This window comes from Alsobacter sp. SYSU BS001988, from assembly GCF_054796215.1.
Genome location: NZ_JBTAMK010000007.1, coordinates 187,156 through 203,898 on the forward strand (window position 1 = coordinate 187,156; position 16,743 = coordinate 203,898).

The 16,743-nt window shown below is 69.1% G+C and carries 16 protein-coding genes; 8 read left to right on the forward strand and 8 right to left on the reverse strand.

The genetic code is table 11. The annotated features are described in order from the left end of the window. Positions 1–18: 18 nt before the first annotated feature. From ACYVO7_RS15330 to ACYVO7_RS15360, 7 genes are all read left to right on the forward strand, one after another. Complete coding sequence (locus ACYVO7_RS15330) at positions 19–888, forward strand: metal ABC transporter permease (RefSeq protein ID WP_460450671.1); 870 nt, start codon at positions 19–21, stop codon at positions 886–888. 23 nt (positions 889–911) lie between these two features. Continuing rightward, entirely contained in the window at positions 912–1,826 is a 915-nt protein-coding gene (locus ACYVO7_RS15335) for a metal ABC transporter substrate-binding protein (protein ID WP_460450672.1), read from the forward strand. Between the two features lie 62 nt (positions 1,827–1,888). Beyond that, a complete protein-coding gene (locus ACYVO7_RS15340) occupies positions 1,889–2,926 on the forward strand; it encodes a CobW family GTP-binding protein (RefSeq protein ID WP_460450673.1) in 1,038 nt (345 codons plus the stop codon). 151 nt (positions 2,927–3,077) lie between these two features. After that, complete coding sequence (locus tag ACYVO7_RS15345; protein WP_460450674.1) at positions 3,078–4,094, forward strand: WD40 repeat domain-containing protein; 1,017 nt, start codon at positions 3,078–3,080, stop codon at positions 4,092–4,094. A gap of 5 nt (positions 4,095–4,099) precedes the next feature. Next, positions 4,100–4,381 carry a hypothetical protein gene (locus ACYVO7_RS15350; RefSeq protein WP_460450675.1) on the forward strand — a complete coding sequence of 94 codons (282 nt, stop codon included), beginning with the start codon at positions 4,100–4,102 and terminating at the stop codon, positions 4,379–4,381. 65 nt (positions 4,382–4,446) lie between these two features. Beyond that, a complete protein-coding gene (locus ACYVO7_RS15355; protein WP_460450676.1) occupies positions 4,447–4,803 on the forward strand; it encodes a hypothetical protein in 357 nt (118 codons plus the stop codon). A gap of 33 nt (positions 4,804–4,836) precedes the next feature. Next, entirely contained in the window at positions 4,837–5,346 is a 510-nt protein-coding gene (locus ACYVO7_RS15360; RefSeq protein WP_460450677.1) for a DUF2937 family protein, read from the forward strand. Here the strand turns inward: ACYVO7_RS15360 and ACYVO7_RS15365 are convergent, their stop codons facing one another. Beyond that, complete coding sequence (locus ACYVO7_RS15365) at positions 5,347–6,735, reverse strand: homospermidine synthase (protein WP_460450721.1); 1,389 nt, start codon at positions 6,733–6,735, stop codon at positions 5,347–5,349. It lies immediately after the preceding gene. A gap of 554 nt (positions 6,736–7,289) precedes the next feature. Beyond that, positions 7,290–8,522: a phenylacetate--CoA ligase family protein gene (locus ACYVO7_RS15370; RefSeq protein ID WP_460450722.1), complete on the reverse strand. Its 1,233-nt coding sequence runs from the start codon at positions 8,520–8,522 to the stop codon at positions 7,290–7,292. A 57-nt stretch (positions 8,523–8,579) separates the two neighbouring features. On the opposite strand from ACYVO7_RS15370, the gene ACYVO7_RS15375 reads away from it, so the two are divergent. After that, on the forward strand, positions 8,580–9,152 hold the full coding sequence (locus ACYVO7_RS15375) for a Uma2 family endonuclease (protein ID WP_460450678.1): 573 nt from the start codon (positions 8,580–8,582) through the stop codon (positions 9,150–9,152). Between the two features lie 3 nt (positions 9,153–9,155). Here ACYVO7_RS15375 and ACYVO7_RS15380 read toward each other — a convergent pair whose 3' ends face one another. The 6 genes from ACYVO7_RS15380 to ACYVO7_RS15405 all read right to left on the reverse strand — a co-directional run bounded on the left by ACYVO7_RS15380 (position 9,156) and on the right by ACYVO7_RS15405 (position 16,613). Then, entirely contained in the window at positions 9,156–10,004 is an 849-nt protein-coding gene (locus ACYVO7_RS15380; protein WP_460450679.1) for an ABC transporter ATP-binding protein, read from the reverse strand. A 165-nt stretch (positions 10,005–10,169) separates the two neighbouring features. Then, on the reverse strand, positions 10,170–11,522 hold the full coding sequence (locus ACYVO7_RS15385) for an ABC transporter substrate-binding protein (protein ID WP_460450680.1): 1,353 nt from the start codon (positions 11,520–11,522) through the stop codon (positions 10,170–10,172). Positions 11,523–11,603: 81 nt separating this feature from the next. Further along, the gene (locus ACYVO7_RS15390) at positions 11,604–12,680 is read right to left on the reverse strand and encodes a branched-chain amino acid ABC transporter permease (protein WP_460450681.1); all 1,077 of its coding nucleotides are present in this window, start codon (positions 12,678–12,680) and stop codon (positions 11,604–11,606) included. Between the two features lie 9 nt (positions 12,681–12,689). Next, positions 12,690–13,646, reverse strand: a complete 957-nt coding sequence (locus tag ACYVO7_RS15395; RefSeq protein ID WP_406854876.1) for a branched-chain amino acid ABC transporter permease — start codon at positions 13,644–13,646, stop codon at positions 12,690–12,692. A 187-nt stretch (positions 13,647–13,833) separates the two neighbouring features. Then, a complete protein-coding gene (locus ACYVO7_RS15400; RefSeq protein WP_460450682.1) occupies positions 13,834–14,637 on the reverse strand; it encodes an ABC transporter ATP-binding protein in 804 nt (267 codons plus the stop codon). Further along, positions 14,634–16,613, reverse strand: a complete 1,980-nt coding sequence (locus ACYVO7_RS15405; RefSeq protein WP_460450683.1) for an AMP-dependent synthetase/ligase — start codon at positions 16,611–16,613, stop codon at positions 14,634–14,636. Before ACYVO7_RS15405 ends, ACYVO7_RS15400 begins: the two co-directional genes overlap by 4 nt. Positions 16,614–16,743 lie beyond the last annotated feature (130 nt).

The window sequence follows — 16,743 nt, forward strand, 5'->3', positions numbered from 1 at the left end:
CCGAGGGAGGAGAAGCCCTTGCTGTACGACGCCATCGTGGCCCCCTTCGTCGAGTTCGAGTTCATGCGGCGCGGCCTCGTCGGGGCCCTGGCGCTGTCGCTCGGCGCGGGGCCGCTGGGCGTCTTCCTGATGCTGCGGCGCATGAGCCTGGTCGGAGACGCGATGGCGCACGCCATCCTGCCCGGCGCCGCCGTGGCCTATCTGCTCACGGGTCTGTCGCTCGGCTGGATGACGGTGGGCGGGCTCGGCGCCGGCCTCGCCGTCGCGCTCCTGGCCGGCGCGGTGGCGCGCACGACGGCGCTGACCGAGGACGCCTCACTGGCCGCCCTCTACCTGCTCTCGCTGGCGCTCGGCGTCACCCTGGTGTCGGTCCGGGGGTCGAGCATCGACCTTCTGCACGTGCTGTTCGGCAGCGTGCTGGCGCTGGACGACGCCACCCTGCTGCTGCTCGCCTCGATCTCGTCCGTCACCCTGGCGGCCCTGGCGCTGCTCTACCGCCCGCTGGTGCTGGAGTGCGTCGATCCCGGGTTCCTCAGATCGGTGAGCCGCATGGGCGGCCCCACCCACCTCGCCTTCCTGGCCCTGGTGGTGCTGAACCTTGTGGCCGGCTTCCACGCGCTCGGGACCCTGCTGGCCGTGGGGATCATGATGCTGCCCGCGATCTCGGCCCGCTTCTGGACCCGCGACGTCACCGGCCTGATCGCGCTGGCGACCGCGCTGGGGATCGCGTCGAGCGTCATCGGGCTGCTGGTCTCCTACCATGTCGGCCTGCCGAGCGGCCCGACCATGATCCTGACGGCGGGCGGCTTCTACGTGGCCTCGCTGCTCTTCGGCACGCAGCGCGGCTGGCTGCTGCGGCTGGTCCCCCGCCGCCATCTCGAAGCCTGACCGGTCCGATGCGGAGCCGCCCCATGCCCGACAGACGATCCTTTTTTGCTCTCGTCATCGCGGCCGCCCTGGCCCTGTCCGGGCCGTTCCCGGCCACGGCCCAGACGGCGCCGGCCGAGCGCATCGCCGTGGTGGCAAGCTTCTCCATCCTGGGCGATTTCGTCCGGCAGGTCGGGGGCGACCGGGTCCAGGCGGTCTCGCTGGTCGGACCGAACGGCGACGCCCACGTGTTCCAGCCCAGCCCGGCCGACGCCAGGACGCTGGCCGGCGCCAGGCTCGTGGTGGTCAACGGGCTTGGCCTCGAGGGCTGGATCGACCGCCTCATCCGGGCGTCCGGCTCCAGGGCGCCGGTCGTGACCGCGAGCGCCGGGGTGAAGCCGCTGGAAACGCGCGAGGGCGGCGAAGCTTCTCACGCCGATCCGCACGCCTGGCAGGACGTCTCCAACGCCAAGGCCTATGTCGCGGCCATCCGGGACGGCCTCTCGGCCGCCGACCCGGCCGGCAAGGCGGTCTATGACGAGCGCGCCGGCGCCTATCTGGCGCAGCTGGACGCGCTCGACGCGGAGGTCCGCGCCGCCATCGCCCGGATCCCGCCCGACCGCCGGCGGATCGTCACCACCCATGACGCCTTCGGCTATTTCGGCCGCGCCTACGGGGTGTCGTTCATCGCCCCCCAGGGCGTATCCACCGAAGCGGAAGCCTCCGCCCGGGACGTGGCGCGCATCATCCGCCAGATCCGGGCCGAGAAGGTCCCGGCCGTGTTCCTGGAGAACGTCTCCGATCCGAGGCTGATGCAGCGCATCACCCGCGAGACCGGCGCCAGGGTCGGCGGCAGGCTCTACTCGGATGCGCTTTCCGAGCAGGGCGGACCCGCGGGGACTTACATCGAGATGATCAGAAACAATATAAGGGAGCTGAGCGCGGCTCTGTCGAGCTGAAGTCCGGCGGCCTGCGCCCCAGGCCGCGGCCGCGTCCCCGCTCCATAGGCGAGACCCATCCCATGTCCGACAAGATCCCCGTCACCGTGCTCACCGGCTATCTCGGGGCCGGAAAGACCACCCTCCTGAACCGCATCCTGACCGAGCAGCACGGCAAGAAATACGCCGTCATCGTCAACGAGTTCGGCGAGATCGGCATCGACAACGACCTCGTGGTCGGGGCCGACGAGGAAGTGTTCGAGATGAACAACGGCTGCATCTGCTGCACCGTGCGCGGCGACCTGATCCGCATCATCGAGGGGCTGATGAAGCGGCGCGGCAAGTTCGACGCCATCATCGTGGAGACGACGGGCCTCGCCGACCCGGCCCCTGTGGCCCAGACCTTTTTCGTCGACCAGGACGTGTCCGACAAGGCGCGCCTCGACGCCGTGGTGACGGTGGCGGACGCCAAGTGGCTGACCGAGCGTCTGAAGGACGCGCCGGAGGCCAAGAACCAGATCGCCTTCGCGGACGTGATCATTCTTAACAAGACGGACCTCGTCACGAGCGACGAGCTGGCCGAGGTCGAGGCGCGCATCCGCGCCATCAACCCCTATGCGACCCTGCACAGGACGCAGCGCGCCGCGGTGCCGCTCGACGCCGTGCTGGGCCGCAACGCCTTCGATCTCGACCGCATCCTGGAGATCGAGCCCGCCTTCCTGGAGGAGGGCGACGGCCACGCCCATCACGACCATGACCATCACCACGATCACGACTGCGGCCCCGGCTGCGACCACGATCATGGCGGCCTGAAGCACTATCACGACGAGCACATGCAGTCGGTCTCGATCAAGCTGGGCGAGGTCGATCCCGAGAAGTTCATGCCCTGGATCAACGACCTGACCCAGCGCGAGGGCCCCAAGATCCTGCGCTCCAAGGGCATCCTGGCGTTCAAGAACGAGCCGAAGCGCTTCGTCTTCCAGGGCGTCCACATGATCCTGGACGGCGACCTCCAGCGCGACTGGAAGCCCGGCGAGGAGCGCCAGTCCCGCCTCGTCTTCATCGGCCGCGACCTCGACCAGGAGATGCTGCGCGCCGGCGCGCTCGCCTGCGCGGCCTGACCCGGGGGCAGCTTCGCCCCACCAAGCCCCTCATCCTTCGAGACGCGCCCTTCGGGCGCTCCTCAGGACGAGGGGCCTTGCAGTTGGCGCCTGCGCCGCGCGCGGCTCCTTTCATCTTCTCCTCCGGCGATCCCGGCGCTAAGACAGCCGCATGTCCTCAGCACCTCCTGCCATCACCAGCCTCACCCAGTTCGTCGTCGAGCATTCGGCCGGCGAGCACGTGGTCGCGGCGGCCTTTCTGAAGCAGACCCCCGCGCTGGCGCTGGCCGACGGGACGATCCTGCTCGTCCAAGGCGAGGGCGCGGCGCAGCGCGTCGACGCGCATCCGGGCGCAGGGATCCTGACCGCGGCGAGCGACGGCGACTCGATCCTGACGGGCGGCGACGACGGGCGGGTCGTCAGGACGACGCTGGACGGCCAGGCGGAGACGCTCGCCCACGAGAAGGGCCGCTGGATCGACACGCTGGCGGTGAGCTCCTCCGGCGCAGTCGCGTGGTCCGCCGGCAAGACCGTGACGGCGCGGGACGACAAGGGCCGCCTGAGGACGCTCCAGGCGCCCTCGACCCCGCAGGGCCTCTGCTTCGCCCCGAAGGGATACCGGATCGCCGTGAGCCACTACAACGGCGTCAGCCTCTGGTTTCCCAATACCGAGGCGGAGCCGGACCGGCTGGACTGGAAGGGGTCCCATCTCGACGTGACCTGGTCGGCGGACGGCCGCTTCGTGGTCACCTCCATGCAGGAGAACGCCCTGCATGGCTGGCGCCTGCCGGAGAAGGCCGACATGCGCATGACCGGCTACCCCTCCAAGACCCGCTCGATGTCCTGGTCGCATGACGGCGCATGGCTGGCCACCTCCGGGGCGGACGCCGCCATCGTGTGGCCCTTCGCGTCCAAGGAAGGCCCGATGGGCAAGCCGCCGCGCGAATGCGGCATTCGCCCCGCCAAGATCTCGCGCGTGGCCTTCCACCCGCGGGCGCTGGTGCTGGCGGTCGGCTACGAGGACGGCTTCATCCTGCTGGTGCGCCTGAACGACGCGGCCGAGCTGCTGGTCCGCAAGGCGGACCCGCAGAACGGCCCCATCACGGCCTTCGCCTGGGATCGCCAGGGCAAGCGCCTCCTGTTCGGGACCGACGGCGGCGCCGCCGGCGTCCTCACGCTGCCGGCCTGACCCGGATGGCTGCAGGCCGCCTCACCGGACTGCTGCAGCGCCTGCGCGGTCCGCGGCCGGATCCCGAGGACGTCGCCCGCGTCAAGGCCTGGGTCGTCGACGCCCTGGCGCTCGGCCCGGACGACCAGGTCACCGTCAACGAGATCGCCTGCGCCGACCCGGCCTGTCCGGGCCTCGAGACGGTCGTGCTGGTGATGGCGTCCGGCGAGAAGACGCGGGCGATCAAGATCAGGGGCGGCCTGGTCACCGTCACCCGGCCGCAGGTCACGCGAGCATGCCTCGGTTAGGATGCGATCCGCGTAAAGGTTTTTTCAAAGTTGAGCTGTATCAAGCAGGCCAAGGAGGGCCTGCGATGAACGTGGTCAGGATCGGTCGCCACAAGATTTCTCCGAATGCGATCGTGGCTGTCCGCAGTGGACACCAGACCGGAAGAGCGACGCTGCTGGTGGTCTGCGCCATGCTGCTCGCCACGCTGTTCAGCAGCGGGGACATGAGCCTCTATCTGTTTGGGGCCGCTCTGGCGGTGCTTCTGTTCGAAGGCGTCGCCCACCGGCGCGAGAAGTTGACGGTGCGGCTGGTGCTGCGCGACAGGCGCGTGATCACCTTGCCCTGCCTGTCCGACGGCGACGTCGAAGCGACCGTGACGCGGGTGAAGCGCATCGCGGCCGCCCCGCAGGACCGGCGGTCGACGGCGGGAACGCCCCGATAGCGCAGGCGTTGCCTCCCTCGATGCAGAGGGACCATGATGTTGTCGCGCACGCTGGCCTTCGCGACCGGCCTCATGGGCGCCGTCATCGCCTCCCAGCTTCCGGAATTCGCCCAGCAATACCGCCAACGGCTCGGCGGCGCCGTCGGCGAGCTGCGCGCCGCCATGGACCGCTTCGATCTGGACGCCGGAGCGGCGCAGCTTGGCCGGTCCGACGCGATCGCCCGCCTCCAGGGCAGCCCTGACCCGCTGGTGCAAGGCCGGGGCGCGGAGGTGAACCGCACCCAGGCGAGGCTCCAGCGCCTCGAGACGCAGCGCGACCGGATGGCGGCCGCGGGCCCTGTGGGCCGCCTGGCCCTGCTGGCGCGCGATCACGACCCGGCCCTCCTCAGGGGAGCCGTGGAGATCTTCGAGCCGGCCGTCCCGGTGACCGCCGAGGGCGCGGTCGCGGCGGGCCTGGGCTTTGCGGCCTTCTACGCCCTGGTCCGCCTCGCCGCGGCGCCGTTCAGGCGCCGGCGAGGCAAGGCGACGCTCAGGCGGGCCTGATCAGCGCACCAGGACGTTGCGGAACTGCCAGGGATCGGAGGCGTCGATGTCCTCCGGGAACAGCCCCGGGCGGCTCTTCAGGGGAGTCCAGTCGGTGTAGACGCCCACGACCGGCCCCAGATAGGGCGTCTGGACCTCCAGGCAGCGCCGGAAATCCATGTCGTCAGCCTCGACGATTCCGGCCTCCGGGTTCTCCAGCGCCCAGACCATCCCGGCCAGGACCGCGGACGAGACCTGCAGACCCGTCGCATTCTGGTAGGGGGCGATCTCGCGCGTCTCCTCGATCGAGAGCTGCGAGCCGTACCAGTAGGCGTTCCTGGCGTGGCCGTAGAGCAGCACGCCGAGCTCGTCGATCCCGTCCACGATCTCGTTCTCGTCGAGGATCTTCCAGTCGGGCTGGCGCTCGCCCTCCTGGCCGAACATCTCGTGCAGCGACAGCACGGCGTCGTCGCAGGGGTGATAGGCGTAGTGGCAGGTCGGCCGGTAGACGGCCTTGCCGCCGGCGTCGCGCACCGTCAGATAGTCGGCGATCGAGATCGACTCGTTGTGGGTGACCAGGAAGCCGTACTGGGCCTGGGCCGTCGGCGTCCAGGAGCGGACGCGGGTGTTGGCGCCGGCCTGCAGCAGGTAGATGGCGGCGCCGCAGCCGGTCGCATGGGTGCGGCCGTTGCTGGGCATCCAGGCCTCATGGGTGCCCCAGCCCAGTTCGGCCGGCTGAAGGCCCTCGGACACGAAGCCCTCCACCGACCACGTGTTCACGAACACCTTGCGGGGCTTGGGGTCGCGGGCCCGCTGGGTGTCGCGCTCGGCGATGTGGATGCCCTTCACGCCCAGGCTCTGCGCCAGCTTCGCCCAGCCCTCGCGGGTGGTCGGCTCCTCGCCCGGCGCGCCGATGTCGGACTTGAGGTTCAGAAGCGCCTGCTTGACGAACCAGGACACCATGCCGGGATTGGCCCCGCAGGTGGAGACGGCCGTCGTCCCGCCCGGATTCCGGCGGCGCGCCTCCAGCAGCGTCTCGCGCAGGGCGTAGTTGGAGCGGCTCTCCGGACCCTTGCTCTTGTCGAAATAGAACCCCGCCCAGGGCTCCACCACGGTGTCGATGTAGAGGGCGCCGATCTCCCGGCAATATTCCATGATGTCGAGCGAGGACGTGTCCACCGAGAGGTTGACGCAGAAGCCCTGGCCCGAACCGTCCTGCAGCAGCGGGCCGAGCAGATGCTTGTAGTTGTCCTTCGTGACCGCCTGGTGGACGAACTTGACCCCGTGCTTCTCGAGCAGGGCGCGATCGGAGTCGACCGGGTCGATGACGGTCAGCTTCGAGCGGTCATAGTCGAAATGCCGCTCGATGAGCGGCAGCGTGCCGCGGCCGATCGACCCGAAGCCGATCATCACGATGGGGCCGGAGATGCGGCCGTGCACGGGGTGGGTGGTCACGATGGGGAGCCTCCTGATCGGGGTCGGCGGAGAGCGGACGCGCCGTTGGGGGGAGTTCAAACCAAGGCGGACGCCCGGCGTCAACCGCGCAGGCGAAAATCGTCGCCGGGACCGGGGCGGTCCGCCTCATGCGCCATCGCCTCCGCGGCCTTTCGGCCCGGAGGAAATGGGTGGAGGGCGGCGCGGAACGGCGACGCTGGTTCGCCCCCCGGCGAATGGGGGGAAGTGGGGGGTCGTGCCGGCGGGGCCGCCAGGCCGTCGCCGTTCCGCGCGCGGCGGTGAGGATCGGGTCGCGGCGTCTCGGGGGTTCGCACCCCTTCGCGCATAGCGCTGTGAAGACCACGCGATCCGAACCGCCCGTCCAGCCGGCTCGTGAGGCCGTCCGGAAGAGCCGCCGCCCCCTGGCCACGTCCGTCACGCTGCAGACGTCCCTCCGTGGCAGGAGCGAGACCTATATAGGAATATTTTCAGATCTTTGTCAAGCGCCTTTTTTCGGGCGGCGGAGGCCGTCACCCCACCGGACGCTCGTCGGCGATGACCTTCCCGTCGTTCGGCAGGCTGCCCGGCGCGGCGAACTCCACCCTGCCGCGCAGCTTGGTGAACGCCTGGAGGCTTTCGCCCAGGGCCGCGCCGAGCGCCTCGGAAGGCGACGCGCTCTCGGCCCGCAGCGTCAGCACGTCCTGCTCGTTGGCGCGGGTGACGACGGCGCGCAGGCGTCCGGCCTCAGGGTGCCGGCGGGCGATCTCGGCGATCTGTTCGGGGCGCAGGAACAGGCCCTTGACCTTGGCGGTCTGGTCGGCGCGCCCCATCCAGCCCTTGATCCGCATGTTCGTGCGCCCGCAGGGCGAGGGGCCGGCCAGCACGGCCGAGAGGTCGCCCAAAGCGAGGCGGATGACCGGGTGATGCGGGTCGAGCGAGGTCACGAGCAGCTCGCCCACCTCGCCCTCCGGCACGGGATCGCCCGTGCCCGGCCGCACGATCTCCAGGATGAACTCCTCGCTGGCCACCAGCCCCTCGCGGGCCGGCGTCTCGTAGGCGATCACGCCCACGTCGGCGGTGGCGTAGGCCTGGTAGGCCTCGACGCCGCGGCCCTTGAGGTGGTCGCGCAGCGACGGCGGAAAGGCCGCGCCGGAGACCAGCGCCTTGCGGATGGAGGATGCGTCGCGGCCGGCCTCCGTGGCCTTGTCGAGCAGGATCTTCAGGAAGTCAGGCGTGCCCGTATAGGCGACGGGCCGCAGGTGCTCGATGACGTCGAGCTGCTGCTCGGTCGCGCCGGGCCCCGCAGGGATCACCGGGCAGCCCAGCGCGCGGGCGCCGGAATCCAGGATGAAGCCGCCCGGCACGAGGTGGTAGCTGAAGGTGTTCAGCACGACGTCGCCGGCCCGGAAGCCGGCCGCATGGAGCGCACGGGCGGCCCGCCACGGATCGGGACCCTGGCCCTCAGGCTCGAAGATCGGCCCGGGCGACGCGAAGATGCGCCCGAAGGCGCCCAGCGGCTCGGCCAGGAAACCCGCGAAGGGCGGGTCCGCCTTCTGCCGGCCCGGCAACTCGGACTTGCGCAGCACGGGCAGCTTCGCGAGCGCGTCGCGGCTGGCGACGGCCGCGGGGTCGATCGCGCCCAGATGCGCCGCCCAGCCGGGCGCCGTCAGCGCCTTGGCGACGACCTGCGGCAGGCGGCCGAACTGGTCGGCCTCGCGCTCGGCCGGGGAGCGGGTCTCGAGGGCGTCGTAATGGTCGGACATGGTCAAGGCCTCGGACATCAACTATCTTGAAGAGCGAACTGCTCGCGGGAAGAAGCCATGGTGGAGCCGGCCCGGAAGCTGATGAGCGTCGACGAGTTTCTCGACTGGCAAACGCGCCAGTCTGAGAATTGGGAGCTCGACGATGGCGTCCCAGTGCTGCCGCTGAAGAGCATGACCGGGGCCACCCAGCGCCATGACCGGGTCACGGTGAACATCATCGTCAGCCTGGGCAACCAATTGCGCCGCGGTCCTTGCCGGCCGTCCACCGACGACATCGCGCTGGTCACCGGCATCCGCTCCGTCCGTCGGCCGGACATCACGGTTCAGTGCGGGCAGGCCGACCCGCGCGCCATGACCAGCGTCGAGCCGCGCGTTCTGATCGAGGTGCTGTCGCCCTCGACCATGAACTACGACCGGGTCAAAAAGCTCGAAGAGTACAAGCGCCTGCCGTCCGTGCGGGCCGTGCTGCTCGTCGACACCGAAACGCCGCGCATCACGGTTCATTCCCGTGGCGAGGGCGCCAGCTTCGACTCTCGCGAGTACGAAGGTCTCGACGCTGTCATCGAGCTCGCCTGCATCGACGCGCGCCTGGCGCTCGCGGACGTGTTCGAGGGCGTGCACGACCGCTGAGGCTCACGCCAGCCAGCGCTTGCGGCGCTTGTAGCTCTTCACGTCGCGGAAGCTCTTGCGGTCGGCGCCGGCGACGCCGAGGTAGAACTCCTTGACGTCTTCGTTCTCACGCAGCGCGTCGGCGGCGCCGTCCATGACGACGCGGCCGGTCTCCAGGATGTAGCCGTAGGTGGCGTAGCGCAGGGCGATGTTGGTGTTCTGCTCGGCCAGCAGGAAGGAGACGCCCTCCTTCTGGTTCAATGTGCGGACGATCTCGAAGATCTCCTCCACGACCTGCGGGGCGAGGCCCATGGAGGGCTCGTCGAGCAGGACCATCTTGGGCCGGGACATCATGGCGCGTCCGATGGCGCACATCTGCTGCTCGCCGCCCGAGGTGTAGCCCGCCATGGAGCCCTTCCGCTGCCGCAGGCGCGGGAAGTAGTCGTAGATCAGCTCCATGTCGCGCTTGATGGCCGCGTTCCCGTCGCGGCGCGTGAAGGCGCCGGTGAGCAGGTTCTCCTCGATGGTGAGGTGGCCGAAGCAGTGCCGCCCCTCCATCACCTGGATGCAGCCGCGGCGCACGAGGTCGTTGGGCGTGAGCTTGTCGACGCGCTTTCCCTCGAACTCCACGGTTCCCTTGGTGACCTCGCCGCGCTCGGCGTGCAGCAGGTTGGAGATGGCCTTCAGCGTCGTGGTCTTGCCCGCCCCGTTGGCGCCCAGGATGGCGACGACGCCGCCCTTGGGCACGGTGAGGGAGACGCCCTTCAGCACCAGGATCACGTGGTCGTAGACGACCTCGATGTTGTTGACGGCCAGGATCGTCTCCGCGGGCGCGGTCGCGTCGTTCAACGGGGAGAGAGCGGCGGTCGTCATTCGATCATCCTCGGGCCTGCGTTCGTCCCTCCCCTGCAGGGGAGGGTGGATCGCGCGGAACGCGCGAGACGGGTGGGGCCTCCAGCTTGCGCCGACGTCCCCACCCACCGCCTTCGGCGGTCCCCCTCCCCCGAAGGGGAGGGAGCAAGCGCCAGGTCCTGCGGCTCACGAAGCCTTGTCGCAGGGCTCGGTGCGCTTGGGCCAGCCGCTGTTCTTCTCGGCGTAGTCCTGGGCGGCGGCGTCGAGGGCGGGCTTCACCTTGTCGGCCATGGGCTCGATCGGGTCGGAGATCTTCACCCATTTCGCGCCGTCCCATTGCTGGATGAAGGCGGGGCGATGGCCGTTATGGTTGTCGCAGGTCAGCTTCAGCGGACCGGTGAAGCCCGCGAGCCCGAGCTCCTTCAGGCGCGCGTCGTCGAGATTGATGTTCTCCAGGCCCCGGCGCACGTCGGCCCCGTCCACCGCCTTTTTGCCGGCCAGCTTCTGGGCCTGCGCGATGCCCTCGGCGATCAGCATCGAATTGTAGACGCCGCGGTTGTAGAGGAGCTCGCCCACCTTGTCCTTCGGCGCCTTGCTGAGGCCCTTGTCGACCACGTGCTTCTGGATGTCCTTGAGCGCCGGGAAGTCCGTTCCGATCCCGTGCCAGTTTATCATCTTGAAGCCCTTGGCGCCCTCCGTGCCGCGGATGTCGTCCTCGCCCGGCCACCAGATCGAGACGAACTTCTCCATCGGGTAGTTGATCTTGGCGGCCTCCTTGATGGCCGTCGGGTTCATCGCGCCCCAGCCATACATCACCATGTAGTCGGGCCGGTCGCGCCGCACCGCCAGCCATTGGGAGGACTGGTTCTGCATGTCGCCGGGGGCCACCGGATAGAGCTTCAGGTCGAAGCCGAAGTCCTTGGCGAGCTGCTCGAACAGCGGGATGGGCTCCTTGCCGAAGCCGCCGTCGAAGTAGATGTAGCCGATCTTCTTGCCCTTGAGCTTCTCGACGCCGCCGCCCTCCTGCGCGCCGACATAGCGCAGGATGATGCCGAGCCCGTCCCAATAGGTGTCCGGCGGGTTGAACACCCAGGGGAAGATGTCGCCGCGCGCCGAGGCCGAGAGGCCGTAGGCCATCGACAGGATCGGGATCTTGTCGACCGAGGCCTTGGGGATGAGCGGCAAGGTGATGCCGGTCGACCAGGGATTGACCACGACGGGCTTCTTGCCCTTCACGGCCTCGTAGCATTCGAGGCCCTTCTTGGTGTCGTAGCCCGTCTCGCACTCGTCGACGACGATCTTGACTCCGCCGATGCCGCCGTCCCGCTCGTTCAGCATGCTGAGATAGTCGTGCATGCCGTCCGCGATCGGGATGCCGGAGCCCGCGAAGGGGCCGGTGCGATAGGTGAAGAGCGGCACGTAGATCGCGTCCTGGGCGGCCGCCTCGAAGGTCGTCGACGCCATCCCGAAGGCGGCGGCTCCCAGCATCGCGGCTCCGGCGAGCGCCCGGCGCGCAAGGCGCCTGTGTGTCTCGGTCATCTGCTTCTCCCTTCGTGCCAGGCCTTCGCCCGGCGGTTTCGTCAGGCGGGTTCTGCGCCCGCCTCTCTGTTCGCCTTCGCCCTAGTAGGGGAACGGCCAGATCCTGAGCTTTTGCTTGCCGGTTTGCCAGAGCCGCGCGAGCCCGTGCGGCTCCGCGATCAGGAAGACGATGATGAGCACGCCGACGATGATGAACTGGAGGTGCTCCACCGTCGCGGAGGCGATCGGGACGCCTAGCGCGGCCGGCAGCAGCCGCAGCACGATGGGCAGCATGTAGATGAGCGCCGCGCCCATGAAGCAGCCGATCAGGCTGCCCAGCCCGCCGATGATCACCATGAACAGGATCAGGAAGGACTGGTTGATGGTGAACACCTCCGGCTCGGCGCTGCCGTACCAGAGGAACACCATGAGGGCGCCGGCGACGCCGCAGTAGAAGGACGACACCGCGAAGGCGAGCAGCTTTGTGGTGAGCAGGCGGATGCCCATCAGCTCGGCGGCGATGTCCATGTCGCGCACCGCCATCCAGGCCCGCCCGACGCGTCCATGCACGAGGTTGGAGGCGAACCAGGTGAGCGCCGCCACGATGCTCAGCAGCACCAGGTAGCGCACCTGCGGGGTGGCGTTGGCGCCCGTGATGACGAGGCCGAAGAGCTTGCGCTCGGGCACCTCGATGGCGCCGGAGGTGTTGTAGTTCACCAGCCAAGGGATGCGCACGAAGCACCACTGCAGGAAGAACTGCGCGGCGAGCGTCGCGACCACCAGGTAGAAGCCCTTGATGCGCAGGCTGGGCAGCCCGAACAGCGCGCCGACCCCGGCCGACACGAAGCCCGAGGCCAGGATCCAGACGATGACGTTCACGCCCGGAAAGGCCGTCGTGAGCTTGTAGCAGGAATAGGCGCCCACCCCCATGAAGGCGGCGGTCCCGAGCGAGATCAGGCCTGTATAGCCCGTCAGGATGTTGAGCCCGATCGCCGCCAGCGAGAAGACGAGCGTCGGGATCATGACGCTGGACAGGAAGAACTGGTCGCCGAAGACCGGGACCAGCACAAAGGCCGCAAACAGCATGACGGCCAGGCCGATCCGGTCCTGCCGGATCGGGAACACGGCCATGTCGGCCGCGTAGCTCGTCTTGTACTGGCCTGCTTCCCGGTAGAACACGGCCGGACCTCAGATGCGTTCGATGATGCGTTCGCCGAACAGGCCCTGCGGCCTGAACAGCAGGAAAGCGAGGGCGATGAAATAGGCGAGCCAGCTCTCCACGCCGCCGCCGACCAGCGGCCCCCAGTAGAACTCGCCGAGCTTCTCGCCGATGCCGATGATGAGCCCGCCCACGATCGCGCCCGGCACGGAGGTGAAGCCGCCCAGGATCAGCACCGGCAGCGCCTTGAGGGCGATGACCTGCAGGGCGAAGGACACGTCCGAGCGCGCGCCCCACATGATGCCGGTGACCAGCGCCACGATGCCGGCCGTGAACCAGACGATGACCCAGATCTGGTTGAGCGAGATGCCCACCGAGAGCGCCGCCTTGTGGCTGTCCGCCACGGCCCGGAGCGCCCGGCCGATGCGGGTTTTCTGGAAGAAGAAGGCCAGCACGGCGATCATCACGGCGGCGATGACGGCGGCCGCGATGTCGATCTTCTGCAGGCTGACGAAGCCGCCCAGGATCTTCAGGTCGATCGCGCCCTTGGGCAGGTAGAGCTGCTCGGTGATCATCTGCTTCGGATTGCCGCCGAAGATCAGCTCGCCCAGCCCGATCAGCACATAGGTGATGCCGAAGGTGGCCATGAACAGGATGATGTCGGGCTGGTTCACCAGGGGCCGCAGCACCACCCTCTCGACCGTGTAGGCCAGCAGGAACATCACCCCGATCGCCAGTCCCAGCGCCACGAAGGCCGGCACGCCCATCTCGTGCAGGCCCACCAGCGTCAGCGCCGAGAACACCACCATGATGCCCTGGGCGAAGTTGAACACGCCCGACGCCTTGAAGATCAGCACGAAGCCGAGCGCGATGAGGGCGTAGAGCACGCCCGAAACCAGCCCCTCCCACAGCGTCTGCGCCAGGAGGTCCGGCGCGGCGCCCATCTGCACGAAAGGATCGACGAAGAGCGCGTAGAGAATGTTCATCGGGCGCGCTCCTTGCCGGGGGCGCCGACGACGGCGCAGCCCCTCATCCGATCTCGCTTCGCTCGGCCACCTTCTCCCCGTTCCGGGGCGAAGGACGCGCCGCCCGCCAAGCGCCGCAACGCGCCCCCTCGCCCCGGAACGGGGAGAGGGCTGGGGTGAGGGGTCGTGGACGCGTCGGACATGGCCATCAATGCGGGACGCCCAGATAGGCGTCGATGACGGTCTGGTCGCGCTTCACCTCGTCGGGCGTTCCGTCCGCGATCTTGCGGCCATATTCGAGCACCACCACCCGGTCCGACAGATCCATCACGACGCCGATGTCGTGTTCGATCAGCGCGATCGTGGCGCCGAACTGGTTGTTCACGTCGATGATGAAGCGGGACATGTCCTCCTTCTCCTCCAGGTTCATGCCCGCCATCGGCTCGTCCAGGAGGAGGAGGTCCGGCTCCATCGCCAGCGCGCGGCCGAGCTCGACGCGCTTCTGCAGCCCATAGGGCAGCTTGCCCACCGGGACCTTGCGGATGGCCTGGATCTCCAGGAAGTCGATGATCTCCTCGACCGCCTTGCGGTGCTCGATCTCCTCGCGCAGCGCCGGCCCGTGCCGGAAGAGCTGCCAGAAGAAGGAGCCCTTCATCTTCAGCGTGCGGCCGGCCATGATGTTGTCGAGCGTCGACATGCCCTTGAACAGGGCCACGTTCTGGAAGGTGCGCGAGATGCCCTGGGCCGCCGCCACATAGGGGCGCATCTTCTGGCGCGTCTCGCCCCGATAGGTGATGCGGCCCTGCTGCGGGTGGTAGAAGCCGTTGATGACGTTGAGCATCGACGTCTTGCCGGCGCCGTTCGGGCCGATGATGGCCCGGATCTCGCCCTTGCGGATGTCGAAGGACACGTCCGTGATGGCCTTCACGCCGCCGAAGGACAGCGACACGTTCTCCACCGCCAGGAGGACGTCCCCGGCCGCGCCCCCCTTCCCGCCCCCCGGCGCTCTCATGCGGCGTCCTCCAGTGCGGGCGCGGACGGCGCGGCCGGGTAGGCGGCGCAGTCGCGGATCTTCACGCGCGCCGCGATGACGCCCTTGCGGCCGTCCTCGAAGGTGACCTCGGTGCGGATGTCGGCCTCGTGCGACCCGTCATAGAGCGCCGTCACCAGCGGGGCGTAGCGCTCGGCGATGAAGCCGCGGCGGACCTTCTGGGTGCGGGTGAGCTCGCCGTCGTCGGCGTCCAGCTCCTTGTGCAGGATCAGGAACCGGCGCACCTGCGCCCCGCCCATCATGGGTTCGGCGGCCAGCGAGCGGTTCACCTCGTCGACGTGCCGGGCGATCATGTCGTAGACCTGCGGGTGGCCGGCCAGCTCCTGATAGGAGGCGTAGACGACGCCGTTGCGCTCGGCCCAGTTGCCGACGGCGGTCAGGTCGATGTTGATGAAGCAGGACACGTAGTCCTGGCCGTCGCCGAAGGCCACGACCTCCTTGATGTTGGAATAGAACTTCAGCTTGTTCTCGACATATTTGGGCGGGAACAGCGAGCCGTCGCGCATCTTGCCGACGTCCTTGGCGCGGTCGATGATCTTGAGGTGGCCGGTGGCGTCGAAGAAGCCGGCGTCGCCCGAATGCACCCAGCCGTCGGGGGTCTTGGTCTTCGCGGTGGCCTCCGCGTCCTTGTAGTAGGCCTGGAACACGCCGGGCGAGCGGAACATCACCTCGCCGTTCTCGGCGATGCGCACCTCCACGTCGGGGGCGGGCCGCCCCACCGTGTCGGCGCGGATCTCGGCGTCGGGCTGCAGCGTCACATAGACGGAGGCCTCCGTCTGGCCGTAGAGCTGCTTCAGGTTGATGCCGAGCGAGCGGAAGAAGCGGAAGATCTCGGGCCCGATGGCCTCGCCGGCCGTGTAGGCCACCTTGATGCGCGAGAAGCCGAAGCGGTTCTTCAGCGGCCCATAGACCAGGACTTCGCCCAGGCCGTAGAGCAGGCGGTCCTTCAGGCCGACGCTCTCGCCGTTGAGGATGGGCTCGCCCACCCGCTTGGCCACGCCCAGGAAGTAGTGGAACAGCCGCCGCTTGAACGCGGCCGCGTCCTCCATGCGCACCATCGTGAGCGTCAGCAGGTTCTCGTACACCCGCGGCGGCGCGAAGGCGTAGGTGGTGCCGATCTCGCGCCGATCCTCCACGACCGTGTCCGGGCTTTCCGGGCAGTTGACGCAGAACCCCGCCACCAGCGACTGCGCATAGCTGAAGATGTGGTCGCCCACCCAGGCCAGCGGCAGGTAGGCGATGGTCTCCTCGGTCTCGTCCAGCCCGTCGAAGTCGCAGCCGTTGCGCGCCGAGACCAGCACGTTGGCGTAGCTGAGCATCACGCCCTTGGGCCGTCCGGTGGTGCCGGAGGTGTAGAGGATGACGGCGAGGTCGCCGCCCGCGCCCGCCGCGATGGAGGCGTCCAGGGCGGCCGCGGCGCCCGCGTCGGTCCGCAGCGTCTCGCCCCCCTCCTCCAGCAGGCGCGCGATGGCGTGCAGGCGGGAGTGGTCGTAGTCCCGCAGGCCGCGATCCTCGTCATAGACGATGCGTTGCAGGCGGGGCAGCCGGTCGGAGATCGAGAGCAGCTTGTCGACCTGCTCCTGGTCCTCCACGGCGGCGAGCTTCACGTCGGCATGGGCCAGCACATAGGCCATCTCGTCGGCGACGCTGTCGGCGTAGACCGGCACCGGAACGGCGCCCAGCATCTGGGCGGCCATCATGGACCAGTAGAGCCGGGGGCGGTTCGAGCCCACGATGGCGATGGCGTCGCCCTTCTCCAGCCCCAGGCCCTTCAGGGCGACCGCATAGGCGCGGCAAATGTCGTTGACCTGCGCCCAGGTCCAGCTTTGCCAGATGCCGAGGTCCTTGTGGCGAACCGCCGGGCGTGCGCCGCGCGTCTGCGCGTTGCGGGCGAGCAGCTTGGGAAACGTGTCGTCGCGCATGGACGCGGCGGCCATCCTGGTCATCCTCCCTGGCCCGCGCGCGGCGCGCCGGCCATCCCTCTGGCGAGCGGCCTCCTGCGGGCCGTCTTGTGATCGGGGCGCGCGCGCACGCCGTGCAGCGCCCGAGTTGAGGTTATCCCGACCC